Genomic DNA, 19,417 nt, shown 5'->3' on the forward strand with positions numbered 1-19,417 from the left:
CCCCGGAGTGCTCAGCCGCAGGACGCGGCCGGGTGGGGCGCTCTCACCGTGGTCGTCACCGGCTCGCCGTCGAGGGTGGCGGTCGCGGTCACGACCACCTCGGCGGCGGGGACCGAGGCCGCCCGCGTGGTGAAGGCGTGGCTCGTCGTGGCGCCGGGTGCGAGCGCGGCGACCGTCTTCGTGCCGGAGGCGCTCTCCATCCGGAGGGCGACGGGCACGTCGTCGGCGTTGGTCGCCCGCACGGTCACGACGACCTTCCCCGCGATGCAGCGGGTCGCGGCGGCGGCGGTCACATCGAGCGACGCCTCCTTCAGCGTCCCGAGGCGAGCCAGCTGGTAGCTGAGCGCGCGCTCCGGGGCGTCGATCTGGTTCTGCGTTCCCGCGGTGCCGACCGCCTGCACCTTCGCGAGGACCGAATGGAAGTCGGACCAGGCGTCGACCGGGTAGTCGTCGGAGCGGAGCGTCGCCGCGTGAGCGACGGCCGCGTCGAGCTGCGAGCGGTCGAGCGCCTTCCCCTCCGAGGAGAGGGTGTCGCTCAGGAGGAACTCGTCGACGTCGACGTGGCCGCCGGCGGTCTTCGTCGCGTAGCTGAACAGCCCGAGGCGGTGGCCCATGAAGTGCGTGAGCTGACCGTCGAGGGTCTGCGGGCCGACGCGGCTGCCGAGCTTCGTCCAGCTCGTCCCGTCGAGGCTGTACGAGAAGGTCGTCCAGAGCTGTCCGGCCGGAGCCGAGAGCTCGAGGTCGGCCTTCAGGCGCACCTGCGAGGCGTCGCCGAGGGCGGCGGTGCTGCCGGGGAGGAAGGACTCGACGGGCGCCTGGTCGAACGTGGTCGCGAACGGCTGGCTGCGGTTCACGACGCCGACGGTGTTCACGCCGTCCTCGCGCTGGACCGCGACGTAGGCGAAGCCGCGGTTGTAGGCCGCGAGCCCGGCGACGTCGCCGTCCTTCATCCCGGAGACGTCGAACGCCGCCTCCGCCGACTGCTTCGGCGCCACGATGCGCTGGGAGAGCGTGTTGCGCGCCTCCTCCAGGTACGTCATCTCGGGCGAGCCCGAGAGACGCGTGTGCGCGGCCGTTCCGCTGAGCACCTTCCCGTTGGTGAGGCGGAGCCAGCCCTCGCGCTCGGTCAGCGACCAGTAGCGGTTGTCGGGGGCGTGGTTCCACTGCCAGGGGAGGGCGAGGGTCGAGCCGTTCGGCTCGATCTCGGCAGCCGTCGGGCGCTCGAGGGTGGGAGCGGCGCCGACGAGCGAGACGTCGTCGAGCAGGTACTCGGTGCTCGAGGACGCCGGCTGCGGGTTGCCCCACGGCGTCTCGACGGCGAACTTCACGCTGCCGACGTTCGCGGTCTCGGGCACCGTGTAGGTCCCCGTGATCGTCGTCCACTGCCCCTGCGCGACGGCGGCGGAGGCCATCGTCACGGGTCCGGCGCCGAAGTCGGCGCAGAGGTTGAAGCGGACCGACGCGGGGCCGGTCGTGTACTTCACCTTCGCGGACACGGTGTACGTCACGCCGCGCTGGAGCGTGTTCGCGAGCACCTGGCTCGGGCCGGAGCCGTTGAGCGTGCGGGTGCCCACGCGGAGCGCGGCGGTGCCGGACGCCGGGTCGGTCGTGTCGGCCGACAGCGTCGCGCCGAACTGGCCGGCCCACGACGCCGTCCCCGACTCCGCTCCCGGATTCTGCAGCAGCTGCACGCCGAGCAGCGACGCGTCGTAGGAGGGCGCGGGCGGGATCGTCCACGACTCGTCCTGGTAGGCCTTCGCCGGGGCGTCGTTGTCGAAGTCGTCCGAGACGACGATGCTCTTCTGCCGCTCGAACAGCTCCTCCTCGGGGCTGAGGCGGATCGGCTTCGGGAAGCTCCCGCCCACCGGCACCGAGCCGTTCGTCCCGAACGTCGGCCAGCCGTCCTTCCACGTCGCCGGGATGAGCCCGGGGATGCGGCCGGTCGGGAAGCTGTCGCGGAAGAACATGCCGTGCCAGGCGGTCGAGCCGTCCTCCTTCGCGATCGGCACGAGGCTCCCCTGGGCGAACCCGCTGGAGTTCAGCACGCCCTTGCCCTCGTAGGGGTTGCTGCCGTCGGCGGTCGCGTAGCGGCCCAGCAGCTCGGAGGAGCGGAACAGCGCCACCTGGCGGCCCTGGCCCGAGGGCCAGGTGATGATGACGATGTAGTACTGCCCGTCGATGTACTGCACCTGCGCGCCCTCGAACAGGCCGCCGAGGTAGCCGGCCCCCGGGTAGTCGGAGGTGCGGAGGATGTTCGGGTACTCGGCGACGACGGTCGTCAGGTCCTCGCTCAGCTTCACGGCGCTGGTGGATCCGGAGCCGTAGAAGATGTACGGCGTGCCGCCGTCCGCGTCGTCGAAGAAGAGCGACGGGTCGTGGAAAGCGCGGCCGAGGGCCGTGCGGGTCCAGGCTCCGTCCTCGATGTCGTCGGTCGAGTAGAGGTAGGAGCCGCCGAGGTTGTTGGTGTTGAAGACCGCGTAGTAGCGGCCGTCGTGGTACCTCAGCGACGAGGCCCACTGGCCGTTGCCGTAGGAGTTCTGCCCGTTGCGGAGCGAGAAGCGGTCGCCGATCTCGAGCCGGTCGAAGACGTAGTTGACGATCTCCCAGTTGACGAGGTCGTAGGACTTCATGATCGGAGCACCCGGGCTCAGGTGCATCGTGGTGCTGATCATGTAGTAGATGTCGCGGCCCTCGTCGTTCTCGGACGCGGGCACGCGCTCGACGCTGACGTCGGGCACGTCGGCGTTCAGCAGCGGCACGGAGTAGGTGCCGTCGCCGCGGTCCGTCGACGTGTACGAGGCCTTCGGCGACCACGCGCCGGCCGCGGTCGCCGGAGCTGCACCGGAGGCGAGCAGGCCCGCCGCGAGGAGGGCGCCGATCGCCGTGGAGGCGACTGCGCGCATCGGGGTCATTCGAACAGCGACAGCGTCAGGACGGAGGAGTAGTCGCCGGGGGCGACGTCGGCCTCGGTCTTCAGGGTGAGGCCCGCGGACACGGTCCAGGACCCGTCCGTCGCGGTCTCCTGCGAGTCGAGCGACAGCGCCAGCAGCTCCTGGTCGAACAGGCCCACGGCGTCGGCGCCCTCGTCGAGGATCGTGTCGACCGGGTCGCCCTCGGACACGAGGCCCGACTCGCCGCCGTCCACGAGGACCGGCGTCCAGCCGAGGTGGTCGGAGGAGATGTCCTCCTGGTCCGCGTCGCCGGTGAAGGCGCTCGCCGAGCCGAGGACGTACCACCCGGCTCCGTCCGGGATCTCGTCGACGGTCCGGGTGTCCGTCACGGTCACGTCGGGCAGCTGCCCGGTGAAGGCGCGCACCGTCGGGGTGGAGCCCTCCTCGGCGAGCGTGGCGGAGGTGCCGTCGATCGACATCGAGAGGGCGCCGGGCTGCTCCAGCTCCTCGATGCTGACGTTCACGTCGACGTCGTCGGAGCCGTACTCGGTGTCGGCGGCCGCGGCCGCGGCGGCGACGCCGGACAGGAGCAGGCAGCCGGCGAGAGCGGCGCCCGAGCGGACGAGCCAGAGGGGTCGGGGGGTGCGTCGCGTGGACATGGTGTTCCTCACTCGATCGGCATCGTCGCCGATCAGGTCGAGCGCCGGACGGCGCGGAGTGGTGGCGCGGCTCGAGGCCGCGAGAGGACGGAGCACGGCGCAGCCCGAGGGGCGTTCGGCCGCGCCTGGTGCGCAGGACGCGCGGAGAGTGGCGGACGGCTCGTGCGCGGCGGCTTCCACAGCGTGGCCACGCGAGCTCCAGCTCTCGACCCCCTCAGCACTGAGGGGAGAAAGGCTGCTCGACACTTGTCGCTCTCGACTGCTGAGCTTTCCCTCAGCTAGTCTTGCGGGCAATGTTACCGGGAACATACCCGATTGCAAGGACGTGTTCTCAACCGACCGGAGCAGCGCAGCGAGGCGATCACCGCGTTCCGCCGCGGCCGGGCGGGGACGGCGGGAGGGGACGAGGATGTCCGCAGGGGCGGCGACGGCGGAGGCCGAGCACGAGGCTCTGACGACGGAGTGCGCGGAGCGCTCGGGCGTCATCGGCGTGCTCCTGGGCGACTTCGAGCCGTTCGGCACGGAGGTGCTGCAGGGAGTGGCGACGGCGCTCCGGGGGACCCGGTTCGACCTCCTCGCCGGCAGCGGGGCGAGCCGCCCGGGCAGGGCGGGCTGGGAGCAGGAGTCCCTGCGGCGCTTCACCGAGGCGCACGTATCGGGAGCGATCCTGGTGACGCCCTCCGGCGTGATCCCCTCGTCGGACCTGCCGCTCGTGGTCGTGGATCCGCTGACCGCGCAGACCGAGCTGCACTCGGTCGCGACCGACGACTTCGGCGGCGCGCAGCTGGCGACGAGCCACCTGATCGGGCTCGGCCACCGCCGCATCGGCTTCGTCGCGGGCCGCCCCGACCTGGAGTCGTCGCACCGGCGCGGCGCGGGGTACCAGCGGGCGCTCGCAGACGCCGGCCTCCCCTACGACCCCGCGCTCGTGCGGGTCGGCCACTACCGGCACGACCCCTCCCTCGTCGCCGCCCACGAGCTGCTGCTGCTGCCCGATCGGCCGACGGCGGTCTTCGCCGCGAACGACGCCTCCGCCATCGCCGTGATCGAGGCGGCCCGGGCGCTGGGCCTCTCGGTGCCCGGGCAGCTGTCGGTCGTGGGTTACGACGACGTGCCCGACGCCTCCCGGGTGGTCCCCGCGCTCACGACGGTGAGGCAGCCGCTGCACCGCGTGGGGCGCGCGGCCGCCCGGGCTCTCCTGACCCTGATCGACGGCGGGAGCGTGGCCGAGCCGCACATGCGGCTGCGCAACAAGCTCGTGCTCCGCGGGTCGACGGCGCCGCCCGCCGACGGCCCGGAGTCGGGCTGACTCCTCCCCCTCCCCCAGCCGGCGGGAATACGCTCGGCGCATGAACCAGCAGCGCACTCCGGTCACGGTCACGGTCACGGGAGCGGGGGGCGCCATCGGCTACGCGCTCCTGTTCCGCATCGCCTCGGGTCAGCTCCTCGGGCCGGACGTCCCCGTCCGCCTGAACCTGCTCGAGATCCCCTCCGGCCTCCGCGCGGCCGCGGGCACGGCGCTCGAGCTGCAGGACGGCGCCTTCCCCCTCCTCCGCGGGATCGAGGCGACGGACGACGCGGCCGCCGCGTTCGACGGCGCGAGCGTCGCCCTCCTCGTGGGCGCCCGGCCGCGCAGCGCGGGCATGGAGCGCGCCGACCTGCTCGCCGCGAACGCGGGGATCTTCGGACCCCAGGGTGCCGCGCTGAACGCGCACGCCGCCTCCGACATCCGCGTGCTGGTCGTCGGCAACCCGGCCAACACCAACGCCTGGATCGCGCGGCGCAGCGCTCCGGACATCCCCGCCGGCCGCTTCACCGCGATGACGCGCCTCGACCACAACCGGGCGCTCGCGCAGCTCGCCGCGAAGCTCGACGCCCCCGTCGACGCGATCGAGGGCGTCGCGATCTGGGGCAACCACTCCGCCTCGCAGTACCCCGACGCGACGCACGCCACCGTCGGCGGGCGGCCGGTGCCCGAGCTGGTCGACCCCGAGTGGCTGCACACGGAGTTCGAGCCTCGCGTCGCCAAGCGCGGCGCCGAGATCATCGAGGTCCGGGGGGCCTCCTCGGCCGCGTCCGCCGCCTCCGCCGCGATCGACCACGTGCGGGACTGGGTCGACGGCACGTCCTGGACCTCGGCCGCCGTCGAGTCGGACGGCTCCTACGGGGTGGAGGAGGGGCTGATCTCCTCGTTCCCGGTCCGCTCCGTCGACGGCGAGTGGCGGATCGTCGAGGGGCTCGAGATCGACGCGCACTCCCGCGCGCGGATCGACGAGTCCGTGCTCGAGCTGCGCGCCGAGCGCGACCAGGCGCTGGCGTTCCTCGCGTCCTGACGCGCCCCTGCCCGTCCCCTCCCCGCGAGATGCCACCTGTGATTGCGACACGCCGGGGGCGACCGCCACAGGTGGCATCTCGCGGAGGGGGTCAGCGGCGCTTCTCCGGAGTGGGGAGGGTGCCGGAGGCCCGGGCGGCCTCGTACCAGGCGTGCGCCTCCTCCTGGCGCTCCGCCTCCGCGCCGGTCGCGATCGCCGCGCGCACGTGCTCGGGCCCGTAGCCGAACGCCGCGACCAGGTCGGCGGCGTGCGGGCGGATGCGGGCGAGCAGGCGGTCGATGTACGACGTCACCGCGACCGCGCGCTGCGACGACAGGCGCCCGTGGATGAGGTACCAGTCGAGGTGCTTCTCGATCAGGCCCAGGCCGAACAGATCGCGGAGCCACGTGAGGACGGTGCGCGTGCCCGCGTCCTCGACGCCGGCGAGGGCCTCCGTGAACGCCTCCCACTGCAGCAGCTCGGTGTGCGCGCGGGCCGCCTCGATCAGCTCGCTCTGGTGCGCGTTGAACAGGCGGGCCGCTTCGTCCGCGGGCAGCTTCGACGCCGGACGCAGCCGTGAGGCGATCCCCGCGACCATGCTCTCGACGCGGCTGGTGAGCAGCTCGCGCTGGTCCTCCCGCAGCTGGCCGACCGATCGGGCCGTCGATCCGCGGTCGGCGACAACCTGGGCCAGACGGCGCAGACCGGAGTTGTCGACGGTCGCCCCCGCGACCTGCGAGGCGGCGTACCGCGCCAGCTCCGCGGGCTGGGCGCCCTTGAAGCGGCGTCCGACGTCGGTCAGCAGGCGCTTGGCGACCAGCTGGAGGAGCACGGTGTTGTCGCCCTCGAAGGTCGCGTAGACGTCGAGGTCGGCGCGCAGCTGCGTCAGCCGGTTCTCCGCGAGGAAGCCCGCGCCTCCGCAGGCCTCGCGCGCCTCCTGCAGCGTGTCGAGAGCGTGCCAGGTCGAGAGCGCCTTCAGCCCGGCGGCGAGGGTCTCGAGGTCCTGCCGCGACTGCTCGGTGTCGTTCGCGCCGGAGAAGACCTCGTCGAACGCCCTCAGCAGCTTCTCGTGCGCGAAGGCGGCGGCGTAGGTGGTGGCCAGGCGCGGCAGGAGGCGGCGCTGGTGCCGCTGGTAGTCGAGCAGCACCTCCTCCCGCTCACCGCCGCCGGTGAACTGGCGGCGCTGGTCGCCGTAAGTGACGGCGACCGTCAGCGCGATCTTCGCCGCGGCGACCGAGGCTCCGTCGAGCGAGACGCGGCCCTGCACGAGCGTGCCGAGCATGGTGAAGAAGCGGCGGCCCGGGCTCGCGATCGGCGAGGAGTAGGTGCCGTCGGCGGCGACGTCGCCGTAGCGGTTCAGCAGGTTCTCGCGCGGGACGCGGACGCCGTCGAAGTGGAGGCGGCCGTTGTCGATCCCGTTCAGACCGCCCTTGAGCCCGTCGTCCTCGCCGCCGACACCGGGCAGGAACGCGCCCTGCTCGTCGCGGATCGGGACGAAGAAGGCGTGGACCCCGTGGTTCACGCCCCGGGTGACCAGCTGCGCGAAGACGACCGCCGCGCGCCCGTCCACCGCGGCGTTGCCGAGGTAGTCCTTCCAGGCCGCACGGAACGGGGTCCTCAGCACGAACTCGCCGTCCTCGTAGGTGGCGGTCGTGGCGATCGATGCGACGTCGGAGCCGTGCCCGGTCTCGGTCATCGCGAAGGCGCCCGGGATCTCGAGGCTCATGATCCCCGGCAGCCACTTCTCGTGGTGCGGGCGGGTGCCCAGGTGCAGGACCGCGGCGCCGAAGAGCCCCCACTGCACGCCGGACTTGATCTGCAGGGAGGGATCGGCGGTGACCAGCTCCTCGAAGCCGGCGATGTTCCCGCCGTGGTCGGCCTCCCCGCCGAGGTCGACCGGGAAGGCGCGGTGCACGCCGCCCTCGGCGGCGAGCACGCGCATCTGCTCCGAGACGCGGAGGCGGTGCTCCTTCATCGGGAGGCCGTCGGTGCGGTGCAGCTCGGGGCGGGCGGTCAGGGCGCGGCTGGCGAGGCGCTGCTCGCGCCAGGCGCCGAGCAGGGTCTCCCCGAGGGCGGCGACGTCGACGGCGGGGGCGCCGTCCTCGTCCAGGCGCGCGTCGACCTCGGAGCCGAGGGAGTCGACCGGCGGCGTGGGCGCGATGGGGCCCGAGCCGGAGCGCCGGGCCCGCGTGCGTCCGGTGGCCGCCCGATCGGCGGCGTCGGCGGCGGAGCGGGGGTGGGGAGCGGTGCTGACCATGGTGTTCGTGTCCCTTCGACCGTCTGCGGTTCGGGCCGCTCCCGGTGCGTCGTGCGCCGGCGGGTGCGGCAGCGGAGGCGGTCCTCGCACGGTAGGACGCGCGGCGGCGCGGCGGAAACGTTCCGTCGCCCGGGCACAAACGGCGCCGGGTGGAGGCGGAAGCGCGTTGTCGGAACCGACCAGGCGGAGGCGGGGCGCGCGGAGGTTCCGGGCGGCGGCGTGCGGAGCGGAGGAGGGTGCGGCTCGGTGCGGAGGAAGGGGCGCCTCCGCGGGCACCGCATCGCTAGTCTCTCGTCATGAGTGAGCCGCCACTGCCTCCCCCTCCGCCGGCCCGGCCTCCGGTGCCCGCGTCGCCCACGGCCGGCCCCCCAGCTCCTGTCGGTGCGGCGGCCTCAGGAACGGCGGGAGCGTCGGGTACCCGGGTACCGGGCTCCGGGACGCCGGATGCGCCGGGCACGGCGGCCCCGACCCGGCCCCCCGCCCGCGTGTGGGACGTGGTGCTGACGATCGTCCTGATCCTCGTCGCCTCCGCGGTGACGCTGCTTCTGTCGTTCTTCGGGCTGTTCTTCGCGATGGCCAGCGACTCGTGCGGCGGATCGAGCGCCTGCGACATCGGCCTGATCGAGGGCGGGATGGTCCTCGCTGCGGGAGGAGTGTGGGTGCCGTTCCTCGCGGCAGTCGTCGTCTCGATCGTGCTGCTGGTGCGCCGCCGGCTGGCGTTCTGGGTACCGGTCGCGGGTCTGGCGGTCTCGTTCGGCTGCACGCTGATCGGCGGGTGGATGGCGTCGACGGGCGCCGCCGGCTGAGGACGATCCCGCTCGCCGCCGACGAAGGGCGGACGCCCGCCACGGCCGACAGCGCGGCGGCCGTGTCTCAGGACCGGATCAGTAGCTGTCCCAGCCGGGTTCCCAGTCGGGCTCGTCCGGCGGCACCCAGTCGTCCTCCGGCGGCTGAGCGGCGGACACCGGCGGACCGGACGACTCGCGGCCGAACGAGGGCTTCGCTCCTCCCGAGCGGGAGGACCCGCCACGGGCGGCCGGCGCACGGCGCGGAGCGGGAGCCTCTTCACCGGGTTCCGGGACGGCGATCTCGGGGCTCTCCCCCGCGACGACGGCGAGCACGGCCTCTCCGTAGGTGAGCAGCTTCTTCTGGCCGACGCCGCCGATGATGCTGAGCGCGTCCATCGTCGCCGGCTCGGCCGTCGCGATCTCGCGGAGGGTCGCGTCGTTGAAGACGATGTAGGCCGGGACCGCCTGCGCGCGGGCCTGCGCGGCGCGCCACTCCCGGAGCCGCTCGAACAGCGGCTGAGCCTCACCCGACAGCTCGGCGACGGTGGACCGCCCGGAGCGGGAGGATCCGCTGGAGCGGGCCGGCTTCTCCGGCTCCTGCCGCAGCTCGACCTTGCGCTCGCCGCTGAGGACGGAGCCGGACGCGGGCGTGAGCACGAGCGTGCCGAAGCCGTCGTCGTTCACGCCGAGGAGGCCCTGCGCGAGGAGCTGGCGGGCGACTCCGCGCCACTGGGTGTCGCTGAGATCGGCGCCGATGCCCCAGGTGGCCAGGCCGTCGTGCTGGTGCTGGGTGGTGCGCGGCGTGGTCTTGCCGCGGAGGACGTCGATGATGTGCCCGGCGCCGAACTGCTGGTTGCGCTCGCGCTTGAGGCGGACGACCGTCGACAGGAACTTCTGCGCCGCGACGGTGCCGTCCCAGGAGGCGGGCGGCTCGAGGCAGGTGTCGCAGTTGCCGCAGGCCGTGCTCTCCTGGCCGAAGTAGGCGAGCAGGTTCACCCGGCGGCACTGGACCGTCTCGGAGAGCGCGAGCATCGCGTCGAGGTGCGCGGACATCCGCCGACGGTGCGCCAGGTCTCCCGGCGACTCGTCGATCCACCGGCGCTGCTGCCCCACGTCCTGCAGGCCGTAGGCGAGCCAGGCGGTGGAGGGCAGTCCGTCGCGGCCGGCGCGACCCGTCTCCTGGTAGTAGCCCTCGACCGACTTGGGCAGGTCGATGTGCGCGACGAACCGCACGTCCGGCTTGTCGATCCCCATGCCGAAGGCGATCGTCGCGCAGACGATGACGCCCTCCTCGCGGAGGAACCGCGACTGGGCGGCGGCGCGCACCCGCGAGTCGAGGCCCGCGTGGTACGCGACGGCGTCGAAGCCCGCCGAGCGCAGCGCCTCGGCCGTCGCCTCGACGCTCTTGCGCGAGAGGGCGTAGACGATGCCCGCGTCGTGCGCGTGCTCGCGCCGCAGGAAGTCGATCAGCTGCTTGCGCGGCTCGACCTTGTTGACGATCCGGTACTGGATGTTCGGGCGGTCGAAGCTCGAGACGAAGTGGCGGGCCGCGCCGAGGTGCAGGCGCGAGGTGATCTCGCGGTGGGTCGCCTCGGTGGCGGTCGCGGTGAGGGCGATGCGCGGGACGTCGGGCCAGCGCTCGGCGAGCTCGCCCAGTGCGAGGTAGTCGGGGCGGAAGTCGTGGCCCCACTGGCTGACGCAGTGGGCCTCGTCGATGGCGAAGAGGGCGATCCGGCCCCGGGCGAGGAACTGCTTCATGCCCTCGCTGCCCAGGCGCTCCGGGGCGACGTAGAGCAGGTCGAGCTCGCCGTCGAGGTAGGCGCGCTCGACGCGGCCGCGCTCGCCCGCGTCCTGGGTGGAGTTGAGGAACTCGGCGCGGACGCCGTTCGCGCGGAGGGCGTCGACCTGGTCCTGCATCAGTGCGATGAGCGGGGACACGACCACGCCGGTGCCGGGCCGCACGATGGCGGGGATCTGGTAGCAGAGGGACTTGCCGCCGCCGGTGGGCATCAGGACGACGGCGTCGCCGCCTCCGATGACCTGCTCGACGATGGCCTGCTGCTCGCCGCGGAACGAGCCGTAGCCGAAGACCTTCTCGAGGATCGCCTGCGCCTCGGAGGATCCGGATCCCGGGGCGCCGCTCGCCGCGTCGCTCCGGACGCCGCCGCGGGACTCCGCCGAGGGGTCGGCGAGCGGCGGGGCGGGGAGGGCTGTCGCGGTGGGCTCTGTCACCCGGGGAACTCTACCCGCCGCCTCCGACGCGGCCCCGGGGGTCCGCGGAACGGTGGAGAAGGGCTGGAGGGAGGGGGCTGGGGAGGCTGCTGCAGGGAACGTCGGGCGCTTCTGCGGCGTCCGGCTCAGAGGTCGGTGAGGGTGCGCGAGTCGCCGTCCCAGAAGCGGACGCCCGCGAGGCCGACGGTGAACGGCTCGCCGAGGAGGGGGACGGCGTCGCCGAGCTGCTCGGCGCGGAGGCGGCGCGAGACGCTGATGTGCGGCGTCCAGGCGCTCGGCAGCGAGGTGTCGACGCCGCCCGGAACGAGGCGCGTGGCGCGGTCGTGCAGAGCGTCGAGGGCGGGCGAGCGGACCACTCCCCAGGCGAGGACGAAGCGCCCGGCGTGCGGGAAGAGGAGGACGGCGCCCAGGTCGGCCGTCGCCGGCAGCGGACCGAGCGCGCCCGGCTCCGGGGCGGTCAGCTCGGGCCCGGCGACCAGGGTGAGGTGCGGGCGGTTGCTGGCCGACGTGTGCAGCGCGAGGCTCGGGATGCCGGCCGCCTCGAGCGCCTCCCACTGGCTGCGGACGCGAGCCTCCGACTCCGGATCGAGGAGGACTTCGAGGCTGCGCATGTCCACATTCTGCCGCGGCTCCTGTGTGAGGCCCTTCGCGGGTGCGCGCCCACTCGCGGGCGCGCGCTCCTCGCCCACTCCCGCGAGTGTGCAGAAGTCGTCGCCCTCGCGAGTGCGCAGGAGTTGTCGCACTCGCGCTCGACTACGACAACTCTCGGAGACTCGACGAGCAGCCACTCGGGCGCCCCCGCGAGTGTGCAGAAGTCGTCGCACTCGCGCTCGACTACGACAACTCTCGGAGACTCGACGAGCAGCCACCGGGNNNNGCGACTCGACGAGCAGCCACTCGGGCGCCCCCGCGAGTGTGCAGAAGTCGTCGCACTCGCGCTCGACTACGACAACTCTCGGAGACTCGACGAGCAGCCACTCGGGCGCCCCCGCGAGTGTGCAGAAGTCGTCGCACTCGCGCTCGACTACGACAACTCTCGGAGACTCGACGAGCAGCCACCCGGGTGCTCCCGCGAGTGCGCAGGAGTTGTCGCACTCGCGCTCGAGTGCGACGACTTTCGAGTACTCGCGGGGGGCAGGGGCGGGGAGCGGAGAGCGGGCGAGCACCGCCGGCCCGCTCCCCGCTCCCGCGTCCGCGTCAGCCGATCGTCACGAGGGCGGCGAACAGCTCGGGCGCTCGGCGGTCGACGATCCGGCCGCCGACGCGGATGCCGACCAGCGCGAAGACGGTGCCCAGCACGAGGGCGGCCGCCAGTCCGATCAGGCCGAAGGCCGGGTCCCCGCCGATGAGCGAGATCGCGCCGAGGACGATCGACGGGAGCGCCAGCAGGCCGGTCGCGGCCATGCTCCCCAGCATCACGACGCTCGAGATCATCCCGGAGCCCGGCGGCGTCTTCAGCGGGCTGTCCCCCGGCCCGGGCACGGGGTACACGACGAGCGACGAGGCGACGCTCGACACTCCGAACCCGCTGAGCACGAGGGCCAGCGCCATGCCCAGCACGGCCGGGATCGCGTCGGCGCGTCCCGCGTACAGCGCGGTGCCCACCGCCACGACGACCACGGCCGGGATGCCGATGATCGCGGCGGCGATGACGCGACCGGCGCGGTCGGCCGACCCCGTCACTCCGGAGCTCACGTGCGCCGCCCAGGCGGTGCCGTCGTACGACACGTCGGCGCAGAGGGTCACGCCGAAGATCAGACCGACGAGCACGGCCGAGAGCAGCACGAAGGTATCGCCGCCGCTGCCGATCGCGGAGTAGAAGACCGCGAGGACGACGACGGCGGGGATGACGAGGAGCCCCCGGCTGTAGCGCGGGTCGCGCCACCAGTAGCCGAGGGCGCGCGCGGCGACGGCGCCGGTCGGGGTGCCGGGGAAGCGCCCGAACAGGCCCAGGCCCGCGGATCCGGAAGCGGAGTGCGCGCCGGACGCGGCGGGCTCCGCGAGCGCGTGCCGCAGCGCCCGGGCCCACGCCCAGACGAGGACGGCCAGCGTCGCGATCCCGATCAGCAGGCGCGCGATCGCCGCCACCCCGTCGCCCGCGACGACGGATCCCGGGACCGCCCAGATCGCGCCGAGCGGCGACCAGCCGAGGGCGCCCGCGATCACGGGCAGGACGTCCAGGCCGTCGCGGATCACGGTGGTCAGGCCGACGAAGAGCGGTCCGAGCAGGATGACGACGACGAGCACGACGCCGCCGATCACCTCGCGGTAGCGGCGGCTCGAGCCCAGGCCCGTGGTGAGCGCGCCGATCAGGCGGGACGCGACCACGCAGGTCGCGACGCCGATCACCGCGGCGACGAGGCCGGGCAGGACGCCGATGGGCCGGCTCCACCAGGTCGGGGCGGAGGCGAGCGCGCCGAGCGAGGTCACCACGCCGGGGGTGCCCGCGAGGCCCGCGGCGGCGAGCCCGAGGAGGAGGGTCCGCAGCGGGATCGGGAACGTCGCGAGGGTGGGCAGGTCGAGGCTCTGATCGGAGCCGGACAGGAAGATCGGCCCAAGCACCCAGCCGAGGATCAGAGCGGAGCCGCCGAGCACGATCGCCACGTTCGCGAACGCCGGGTCCGTGCCTCCGAGCGCGACCAGCCCGGCCGCGACCAGGCCGAGCACCGCGATCGCGTAGAGGCCGCCGAGGATCACGCCGATCAGCTGCCACACGTTCCGCGTCAGCGAGTTGCGGAGCAGGAGCAGCCGCAGCCTCAGGAGATGCGCAACCATGCCGGGCCCTCCTGGTGGGTGCGGCCGCCGACCAGCTCGACGAAGCGCTCCTCGAGGCTGGAGCCGGCGCGGACCTCCTCGAGGGTGCCGGAGGCGAGCACGCGGCCGTCGGCGATGACCGCGACCCGGTCGCACATCCGCTCGACGAGGTCCATGGAGTGCGACGAGACGATGACCGTGCCGCCCGACGCGACGAAGCCGGTGAGGATGTCGCGGATGTTCGCCGCCGAGACCGGGTCGACCGACTCGAACGGCTCGTCGAGCACCAGGAGGCGCGGGGCGCGCACGAGCGCGCAGGCGAGCGCGATCTTCTTGGTCATGCCCGCGGAGTAGTCCACGACGAGGGTGCGGTCGGCCGGGTCGAGGCCGAGCAGGGCGAGGAGGTCGTCGGTCCGCTCGACGACGACGGAGCGCCCGAGCCCGCAGAGCAGGCCGTAGTAGGTGACGAGCTGGAGACCGGTGAGGCGGTCGAACAGCTTGACCCCGTCGGCGAGGACGCCGATCAGCCGCTTCGCCTCGAGGGTGTCCTTCCAGACGTCGACCTCGTGGATCGTGACGACGCCGCTGTCGGGGCGGAGCAGGGCCGTGGCCATCGAGAGGGTCGTCGTCTTGCCCGCGCCGTTGGGGCCCACGAGCCCGAAGAAGGAGCCGGCGGGGACGTCGAGATCGATGTCCTTCACGGCCTCCTTGTCGCCGAAGCGCTTGCGGAGGCCGCGGATCCGCAGGGCGACCTCGCCGTGGCGGCCGGAGGCCTCGGGGGCGGCCCACGCGGGAGTCGCGGAGTCGGTGCGCTCGGAGTCGGAGTGCTCGGCAGCGGTGCCGTCCGCGGCGGTGCGCGCGGCGGCGGAGCTCTCGGTGTCCGTGCCGTCCTGGGGAATGCCGGGGGGCGTCGTCCCGTCCATGTGTGTCCCTTCCGGGCCGCGGTGGGCGGCCGCTCGACCACCCTAGGCAGGCGCTGCGGCCGGGGCATCCGTCCAGCGGTGGAGTCGCGCGGAACGCGCCGGCGCGACCCGGCAGCTCGGCGGGGCGGCGCGGAACGGGGCGGGATCAGTGCCGCACCGCAAGCTCGGCAGCCCGGCGGGGCGGAGCAGGATCTTCGCGGCACAGCGGCGCCGATGGTCCGGCGAGGCGGAGCGGGATCTTCGCGCCGCAGCGGCCCCGGCGGTCCGACAGGGCGGGGCGGGAGCACGGCCGCCTACGCTGGCCCCATGCCCACGCTCCTCCTCGTCCGGCACGGACGCACCACCGCGAACACCGCGGGGATCCTCGCCGGACGCACCGCCGGAGTGCGGCTCGACGACGTCGGACGGGCGCAGGCGGCGCGCACCGGGGAGCGGCTCGCAGCGGTCGAGCTCGCGACCGTGGTGTCGAGCCCGCTCGAGCGGTGCCGGCAGACCACCCGCTTCGTCCTCGAGCGGCAGACCGGATCGCCGGCGACCGTGATCGACAAGGGCATCACCGAGTGCGACTACGGCGACTGGTCGGGTCGCTCGCTGCGGGATCTCGCGACGGAGCCGCTCTGGGCGACGGTGCAGAACCAGCCCTCCGCGGTGGTCTTCCCCGGCGGCGAGGGGATGCTCGCGATGCAGGCCCGGGCCGTGTCGGCGATCCGCCGGCACGACGCGGCGGTGGCGGAGGAGCACGGGGCCGGCGCGGTGTGGGCGGCGGTGAGCCACGGCGACACGATCAAGGCGATCCTCGCGGACGCGCTCGGCATGCACCTCGACCTGTTCCAGAGGCTCAGCGTCGGACCGGCGTCGGTGTCGATCATCCGCTACGGCGCGGGGCGGCCCGAGGTCGTCGCGATGAACACGGACGCCGGTCCGACGCTGAGCCTCTGGAACAGGTCGAGGTGCATGCCGAGCGCGTCCGCGAGGATCGCCTTGATCGTGTCGCCGTGGCTCACCGCCGCCCACACCGCGCCGGCCCCGTGCTCCTCCGCCACCGCCGCGTCGTGCCGGCGGATCGCCGACACGGCCCGGGCCTGCATCGCGAGCATCCCCTCGCCGCCGGGGAAGACCACCGCGGAGGGCTGGTTCTGCACCGTCGCCCAGAGCGGCTCCGTCGCGAGATCCCGCAGCGAGCGACCCGACCAGTCGCCGTAGTCGCACTCGGTGATGCCCTTGTCGATCACGGTCGCCGGCGATCCGGTCTGCCGCTCGAGGACGAAGCGGGTGGTCTGCCGGCACCGCTCGAGCGGGCTCGACACCACGGTCGCGAGCTCGACCGCTGCGAGCCGCTCCCCGGTGCGCGCCGCCTGCGCCCGTCCGACGTCGTCGAGCCGCACTCCGGCGGTGCGTCCGGCGAGGATCCCCGCGGTGTTCGCGGTGGTGCGTCCGTGCCGGACGAGGAGGAGCGTGGGCATGGGGCCAGCGTAGGCGGCCGTGCTCCCGCCCCGCCCTGTCGGACCGCCGGGGCCGCTGCGGCGCGAAGATCCCGCTCCGCCTCGCCGGACCATCGGCGCCGCTGTGCCGCGAAGATCCTGCTCCGCCCCGCCGGGCTGCCGAGCTTGCGGTGCGGCACTGATCCCGCCCCGTTCCGCGCCGCCCCGCCGAGCTGCCGGGTCGCGCCGGCGCGTTCCGCGCGACTCCACCGCTGGACGGATGCCCCGGCCGCAGCGCCTGCCTAGGGTGGTCGAGCGGCCGCCCACCGCGGCCCGGAAGGGACACACATGGACGGGACGACGCCCCCCGGCATTCCCCAGGACGGCACGGACACCGAGAGCTCCGCCGCCGCGCGCACCGCCGCGGACGGCACCGCTGCCGAGCACTCCGACTCCGAGCGCACCGACTCCGCGACTCCCGCGTGGGCCGCCCCCGAGGCCTCCGGCCGCCACGGCGAGGTCGCCCTGCGGATCCGCGGCCTCCGCAAGCGCTTCGGCGACAAGGAGGCCGTGAAGGACATCGATCTCGACGTCCCCGCCGGCTCCTTCTTCGGGCTCGTGGGCCCCAACGGCGCGGGCAAGACGACGACCCTCTCGATGGCCACGGCCCTGCTCCGCCCCGACAGCGGCGTCGTCACGATCCACGAGGTCGACGTCTGGAAGGACACCCTCGAGGCGAAGCGGCTGATCGGCGTCCTCGCCGACGGGGTCAAGCTGTTCGACCGCCTCACCGGTCTCCAGCTCGTCACCTACTACGGCCTGCTCTGCGGGCTCGGGCGCTCCGTCGTCGTCGAGCGGACCGACGACCTCCTCGCCCTGCTCGGCCTCGACCCGGCCGACCGCACCCTCGTCGTGGACTACTCCGCGGGCATGACCAAGAAGATCGCGCTCGCCTGCGCGCTCGTGCGCGCCCCGCGCCTCCTGGTGCTCGACGAGCCGTTCGAGTCGGTCGACCCGGTCTCGGCGGCGAACATCCGCGACATCCTCACCGGCTTCGTCGCGTCGGGCGGCACGGTCATCGTCTCGTCGCACTCCATGGACCTCGTCGAGCGGATGTGCGACCGGGTCGCGGTCATCGCCGACGGCCGCGTGCTCGCCTCCGGCACCCTCGAGGAGGTCCGCGCCGGCTCCAGCCTCGAGGAGCGCTTCGTCGAGCTGGTCGGCGGCCGCACCCACCAGGAGGGCCCGGCATGGTTGCGCATCTCCTGAGGCTGCGGCTGCTCCTGCTCCGCAACTCGCTGACGCGGAACGTGTGGCAGCTGATCGGCGTGATCCTCGGCGGCCTCTACGCGATCGCGGTGCTCGGCCTGGTCGCGGCCGGGCTGGTCGCGCTCGGAGGCACGGACCCGGCGTTCGCGAACGTGGCGATCGTGCTCGGCGGCTCCGCTCTGATCCTCGGCTGGGTGCTTGGGCCGATCTTCCTGTCCGGCTCCGATCAGAGCCTCGACCTGCCCACCCTCGCGACGTTCCCGATCCCGCTGCGGACCTTCCTCCTCGTGCTCGCCGCCGCGGGCCTCGCGGGCATCCCCGGCGTGGTGACCTCGCTCGGCGCGCTCGCCTCCGCCGCGGCCTGGTGGAGCCGGCCCATCGGCGTCCTGCCCGGCCTCGTCGCCGCGGTGATCGGCGTCGCGACCTGCGTGGTCGCGTCCCGCCTGATCGGCGCGCTCACCACGGGCCTGGGCTCGAGCCGCCGCTACCGCGAGGTGATCGGCGGCGTCGTGCTCGTCGTCGTCATCCTGCTCGGACCGCTCTTCGTCGGCCTGACCACCGTGATCCGCGACGGCCTGGACGTCCTGCCCGTGATCGCGGGCGCCCTCGGCTGGTCGCCGCTCGGCGCGATCTGGGCGGTCCCGGGATCCGTCGTCGCGGGCGACGGGGTGGCGGCGATCGCGCGCCTGCTGATCGGGATCGCGACGCTGGCCGTCCTCGTCTGGGCGTGGGCCCGGGCGCTGCGGCACGCGCTCGCGGAGCCCGCCGCGTCCGGCGCGCACTCCGCTTCCGGATCCGCGGGCCTGGGCCTGTTCGGGCGCTTCCCCGGCACCCCGACCGGCGCCGTCGCCGCGCGCGCCCTCGGCTACTGGTGGCGCGACCCGCGCTACAGCCGGGGGCTCCTCGTCATCCCCGCCGTCGTCGTCCTCGCGGTCTTCTACTCCGCGATCGGCAGCGGCGGCGATACCTTCGTGCTGCTCTCGGCCGTGCTCGTCGGTCTGATCTTCGGCGTGACCCTCTGCGCCGACGTGTCGTACGACGGCACCGCCTGGGCGGCGCACGTGAGCTCCGGAGTGACGGGGTCGGCCGACCGCGCCGGTCGCGTCATCGCCGCCGCGATCATCGGCATCCCGGCCGTGGTCGTCGTGGCGGTGGGCACCGCGCTGTACGCGGGACGCGCCGACGCGATCCCGGCCGTGCTGGGCATGGCGCTGGCCCTCGTGCTCAGCGGGTTCGGAGTGTCGAGCGTCGCCTCGTCGCTCGTCGTGTACCCCGTGCCCGGGCCGGGGGACAGCCCGCTGAAGACGCCGCCGGGCTCCGGGATGATCTCGAGCGTCGTGATGCTGGGGAGCATGGCCGCGACCGGCCTGCTGGCGCTCCCGTCGATCGTCCTCGGCGCGATCTCGCTCATCGGCGGGGACCCGGCCTTCGGCCTGATCGGACTGGCGGCCGCCCTCGTGCTGGGCACCGTCTTCGCGCTGGTCGGCATCCGCGTCGGCGGCCGGATCGTCGACCGCCGAGCGCCCGAGCTGTTCGCCGCCCTCGTGACGATCGGCTGACGCGGACGCGGGAGCGGGGAGCGGGCCGGCGGTGCTCGCCCGCTCTCCGCTCCCCGCCCCTGCCCCCCGCGAGTACTCGAAAGTCGTCGCACTCGAGCGCGAGTGCGACAACTCCTGCGCACTCGCGGGAGCACCCGGGTGGCTGCTCGTCGAGTCTCCGAGAGTTGTCGTAGTCGAGCGCGAGTGCGACGACTTCTGCACACTCGCGGGGGCGCCCGAGTGGCTGCTCGTCGAGTCTCCGAGAGTTGTCGTAGTCGAGCGCGAGTGCGACGACTTCTGCACACTCGCGGGGGCGCCCGAGTGGCTGCTCGTCGAGTCTCCGAGAGTTGTCGTAGTCGAGCGCGAGTGCGAC

The 19,417-nt window shown here is 73.8% G+C and carries 14 protein-coding genes and 1 pseudogene; 7 read left to right on the top strand and 8 right to left on the bottom strand.

The window, feature by feature from the left end; genetic code table 11:
* Positions 1-11: 11 nt before the first annotated feature.
* Together C5C24_RS02530 and C5C24_RS02535 are read right to left on the bottom strand one after the other, a co-directional pair.
* The gene (locus C5C24_RS02530; protein ID WP_258065016.1) at positions 12-2,903 is read right to left on the bottom strand and encodes a family 43 glycosylhydrolase; all 2,892 of its coding nucleotides are present in this window, start codon (positions 2,901-2,903) and stop codon (positions 12-14) included.
* A 5-nt stretch (positions 2,904-2,908) separates the two neighbouring features.
* A complete protein-coding gene (locus tag C5C24_RS02535; protein ID WP_104277190.1) occupies positions 2,909-3,550 on the bottom strand; it encodes a hypothetical protein in 642 nt (213 codons plus the stop codon).
* A 409-nt stretch (positions 3,551-3,959) separates the two neighbouring features.
* Between C5C24_RS02535 and C5C24_RS02540 the strand changes: the two genes are divergently transcribed.
* Positions 3,960-4,859 (top strand): LacI family DNA-binding transcriptional regulator, encoded by a 900-nt coding sequence (locus tag C5C24_RS02540; protein ID WP_104281442.1) that lies wholly within the window; start codon positions 3,960-3,962, stop codon positions 4,857-4,859.
* A 40-nt stretch (positions 4,860-4,899) separates the two neighbouring features.
* The gene (locus C5C24_RS02545) at positions 4,900-5,883 is read left to right on the top strand and encodes a malate dehydrogenase (RefSeq protein WP_104277162.1); all 984 of its coding nucleotides are present in this window, start codon (positions 4,900-4,902) and stop codon (positions 5,881-5,883) included.
* Between the two features lie 91 nt (positions 5,884-5,974).
* Here the strand turns inward: C5C24_RS02545 and C5C24_RS02550 are convergent, their stop codons facing one another.
* Complete coding sequence (locus tag C5C24_RS02550; RefSeq protein WP_104304231.1) at positions 5,975-8,119, bottom strand: acyl-CoA dehydrogenase; 2,145 nt, start codon at positions 8,117-8,119, stop codon at positions 5,975-5,977.
* Positions 8,120-8,415: 296 nt separating this feature from the next.
* On the opposite strand from C5C24_RS02550, the gene C5C24_RS18190 reads away from it, so the two are divergent.
* Complete coding sequence (locus tag C5C24_RS18190) at positions 8,416-8,925, top strand: DUF6264 family protein (protein ID WP_219812817.1); 510 nt, start codon at positions 8,416-8,418, stop codon at positions 8,923-8,925.
* 78 nt (positions 8,926-9,003) lie between these two features.
* Here the strand turns inward: C5C24_RS18190 and recQ are convergent, their stop codons facing one another.
* The 4 genes from recQ to C5C24_RS02575 form a co-directional block, all read right to left on the bottom strand.
* A complete protein-coding gene (gene recQ, locus C5C24_RS02560; protein ID WP_104304233.1) occupies positions 9,004-11,139 on the bottom strand; it encodes a DNA helicase RecQ in 2,136 nt (711 codons plus the stop codon).
* 125 nt (positions 11,140-11,264) lie between these two features.
* Positions 11,265-11,750, bottom strand: coding sequence for a hypothetical protein (locus C5C24_RS02565; protein ID WP_104281438.1), 486 nt, complete (start codon positions 11,748-11,750; stop codon positions 11,265-11,267).
* A gap of 586 nt (positions 11,751-12,336) precedes the next feature.
* Positions 12,337-13,914 carry a transporter gene (locus tag C5C24_RS17800; RefSeq protein ID WP_104304235.1) on the bottom strand — a complete coding sequence of 526 codons (1,578 nt, stop codon included), beginning with the start codon at positions 13,912-13,914 and terminating at the stop codon, positions 12,337-12,339.
* The gene (locus C5C24_RS02575) at positions 13,896-14,816 is read right to left on the bottom strand and encodes an ABC transporter ATP-binding protein (protein WP_104277156.1); all 921 of its coding nucleotides are present in this window, start codon (positions 14,814-14,816) and stop codon (positions 13,896-13,898) included. Before C5C24_RS02575 ends, C5C24_RS17800 begins: the two co-directional genes overlap by 19 nt.
* A gap of 306 nt (positions 14,817-15,122) precedes the next feature.
* On the opposite strand from C5C24_RS02575, the pseudogene C5C24_RS02580 reads away from it, so the two are divergent.
* Positions 15,123-15,737 (top strand): annotated as a pseudogene (locus tag C5C24_RS02580) (histidine phosphatase family protein); the annotation flags it as partial.
* Here the strand turns inward: C5C24_RS02580 and C5C24_RS18195 are convergent.
* The gene (locus tag C5C24_RS18195) at positions 15,689-16,372 is read right to left on the bottom strand and encodes an MSMEG_4193 family putative phosphomutase (RefSeq protein ID WP_374955318.1); all 684 of its coding nucleotides are present in this window, start codon (positions 16,370-16,372) and stop codon (positions 15,689-15,691) included. The pseudogene C5C24_RS02580 and the gene C5C24_RS18195 overlap by 49 nt on opposite strands.
* A gap of 213 nt (positions 16,373-16,585) precedes the next feature.
* Between C5C24_RS18195 and C5C24_RS02590 the strand changes: the two genes are divergently transcribed.
* The 3 genes from C5C24_RS02590 to C5C24_RS18200 all read left to right on the top strand — a co-directional run.
* Positions 16,586-17,506 (top strand): ABC transporter ATP-binding protein, encoded by a 921-nt coding sequence (locus C5C24_RS02590; RefSeq protein WP_104277156.1) that lies wholly within the window; start codon positions 16,586-16,588, stop codon positions 17,504-17,506.
* Positions 17,488-19,065: a transporter gene (locus C5C24_RS02595; protein ID WP_104304237.1), complete on the top strand. Its 1,578-nt coding sequence runs from the start codon at positions 17,488-17,490 to the stop codon at positions 19,063-19,065. Before C5C24_RS02590 ends, C5C24_RS02595 begins: the two co-directional genes overlap by 19 nt.
* A 31-nt stretch (positions 19,066-19,096) precedes the next feature.
* On the top strand, positions 19,097-19,417 hold a 321-nt coding region (locus tag C5C24_RS18200), incomplete at its 3' end, for a hypothetical protein (RefSeq protein WP_219812818.1).

This window comes from Rathayibacter sp. AY2B3, assembly GCF_002931755.1.
Classification (GTDB): Bacteria; Actinomycetota; Actinomycetes; order Actinomycetales; family Microbacteriaceae; genus Rathayibacter.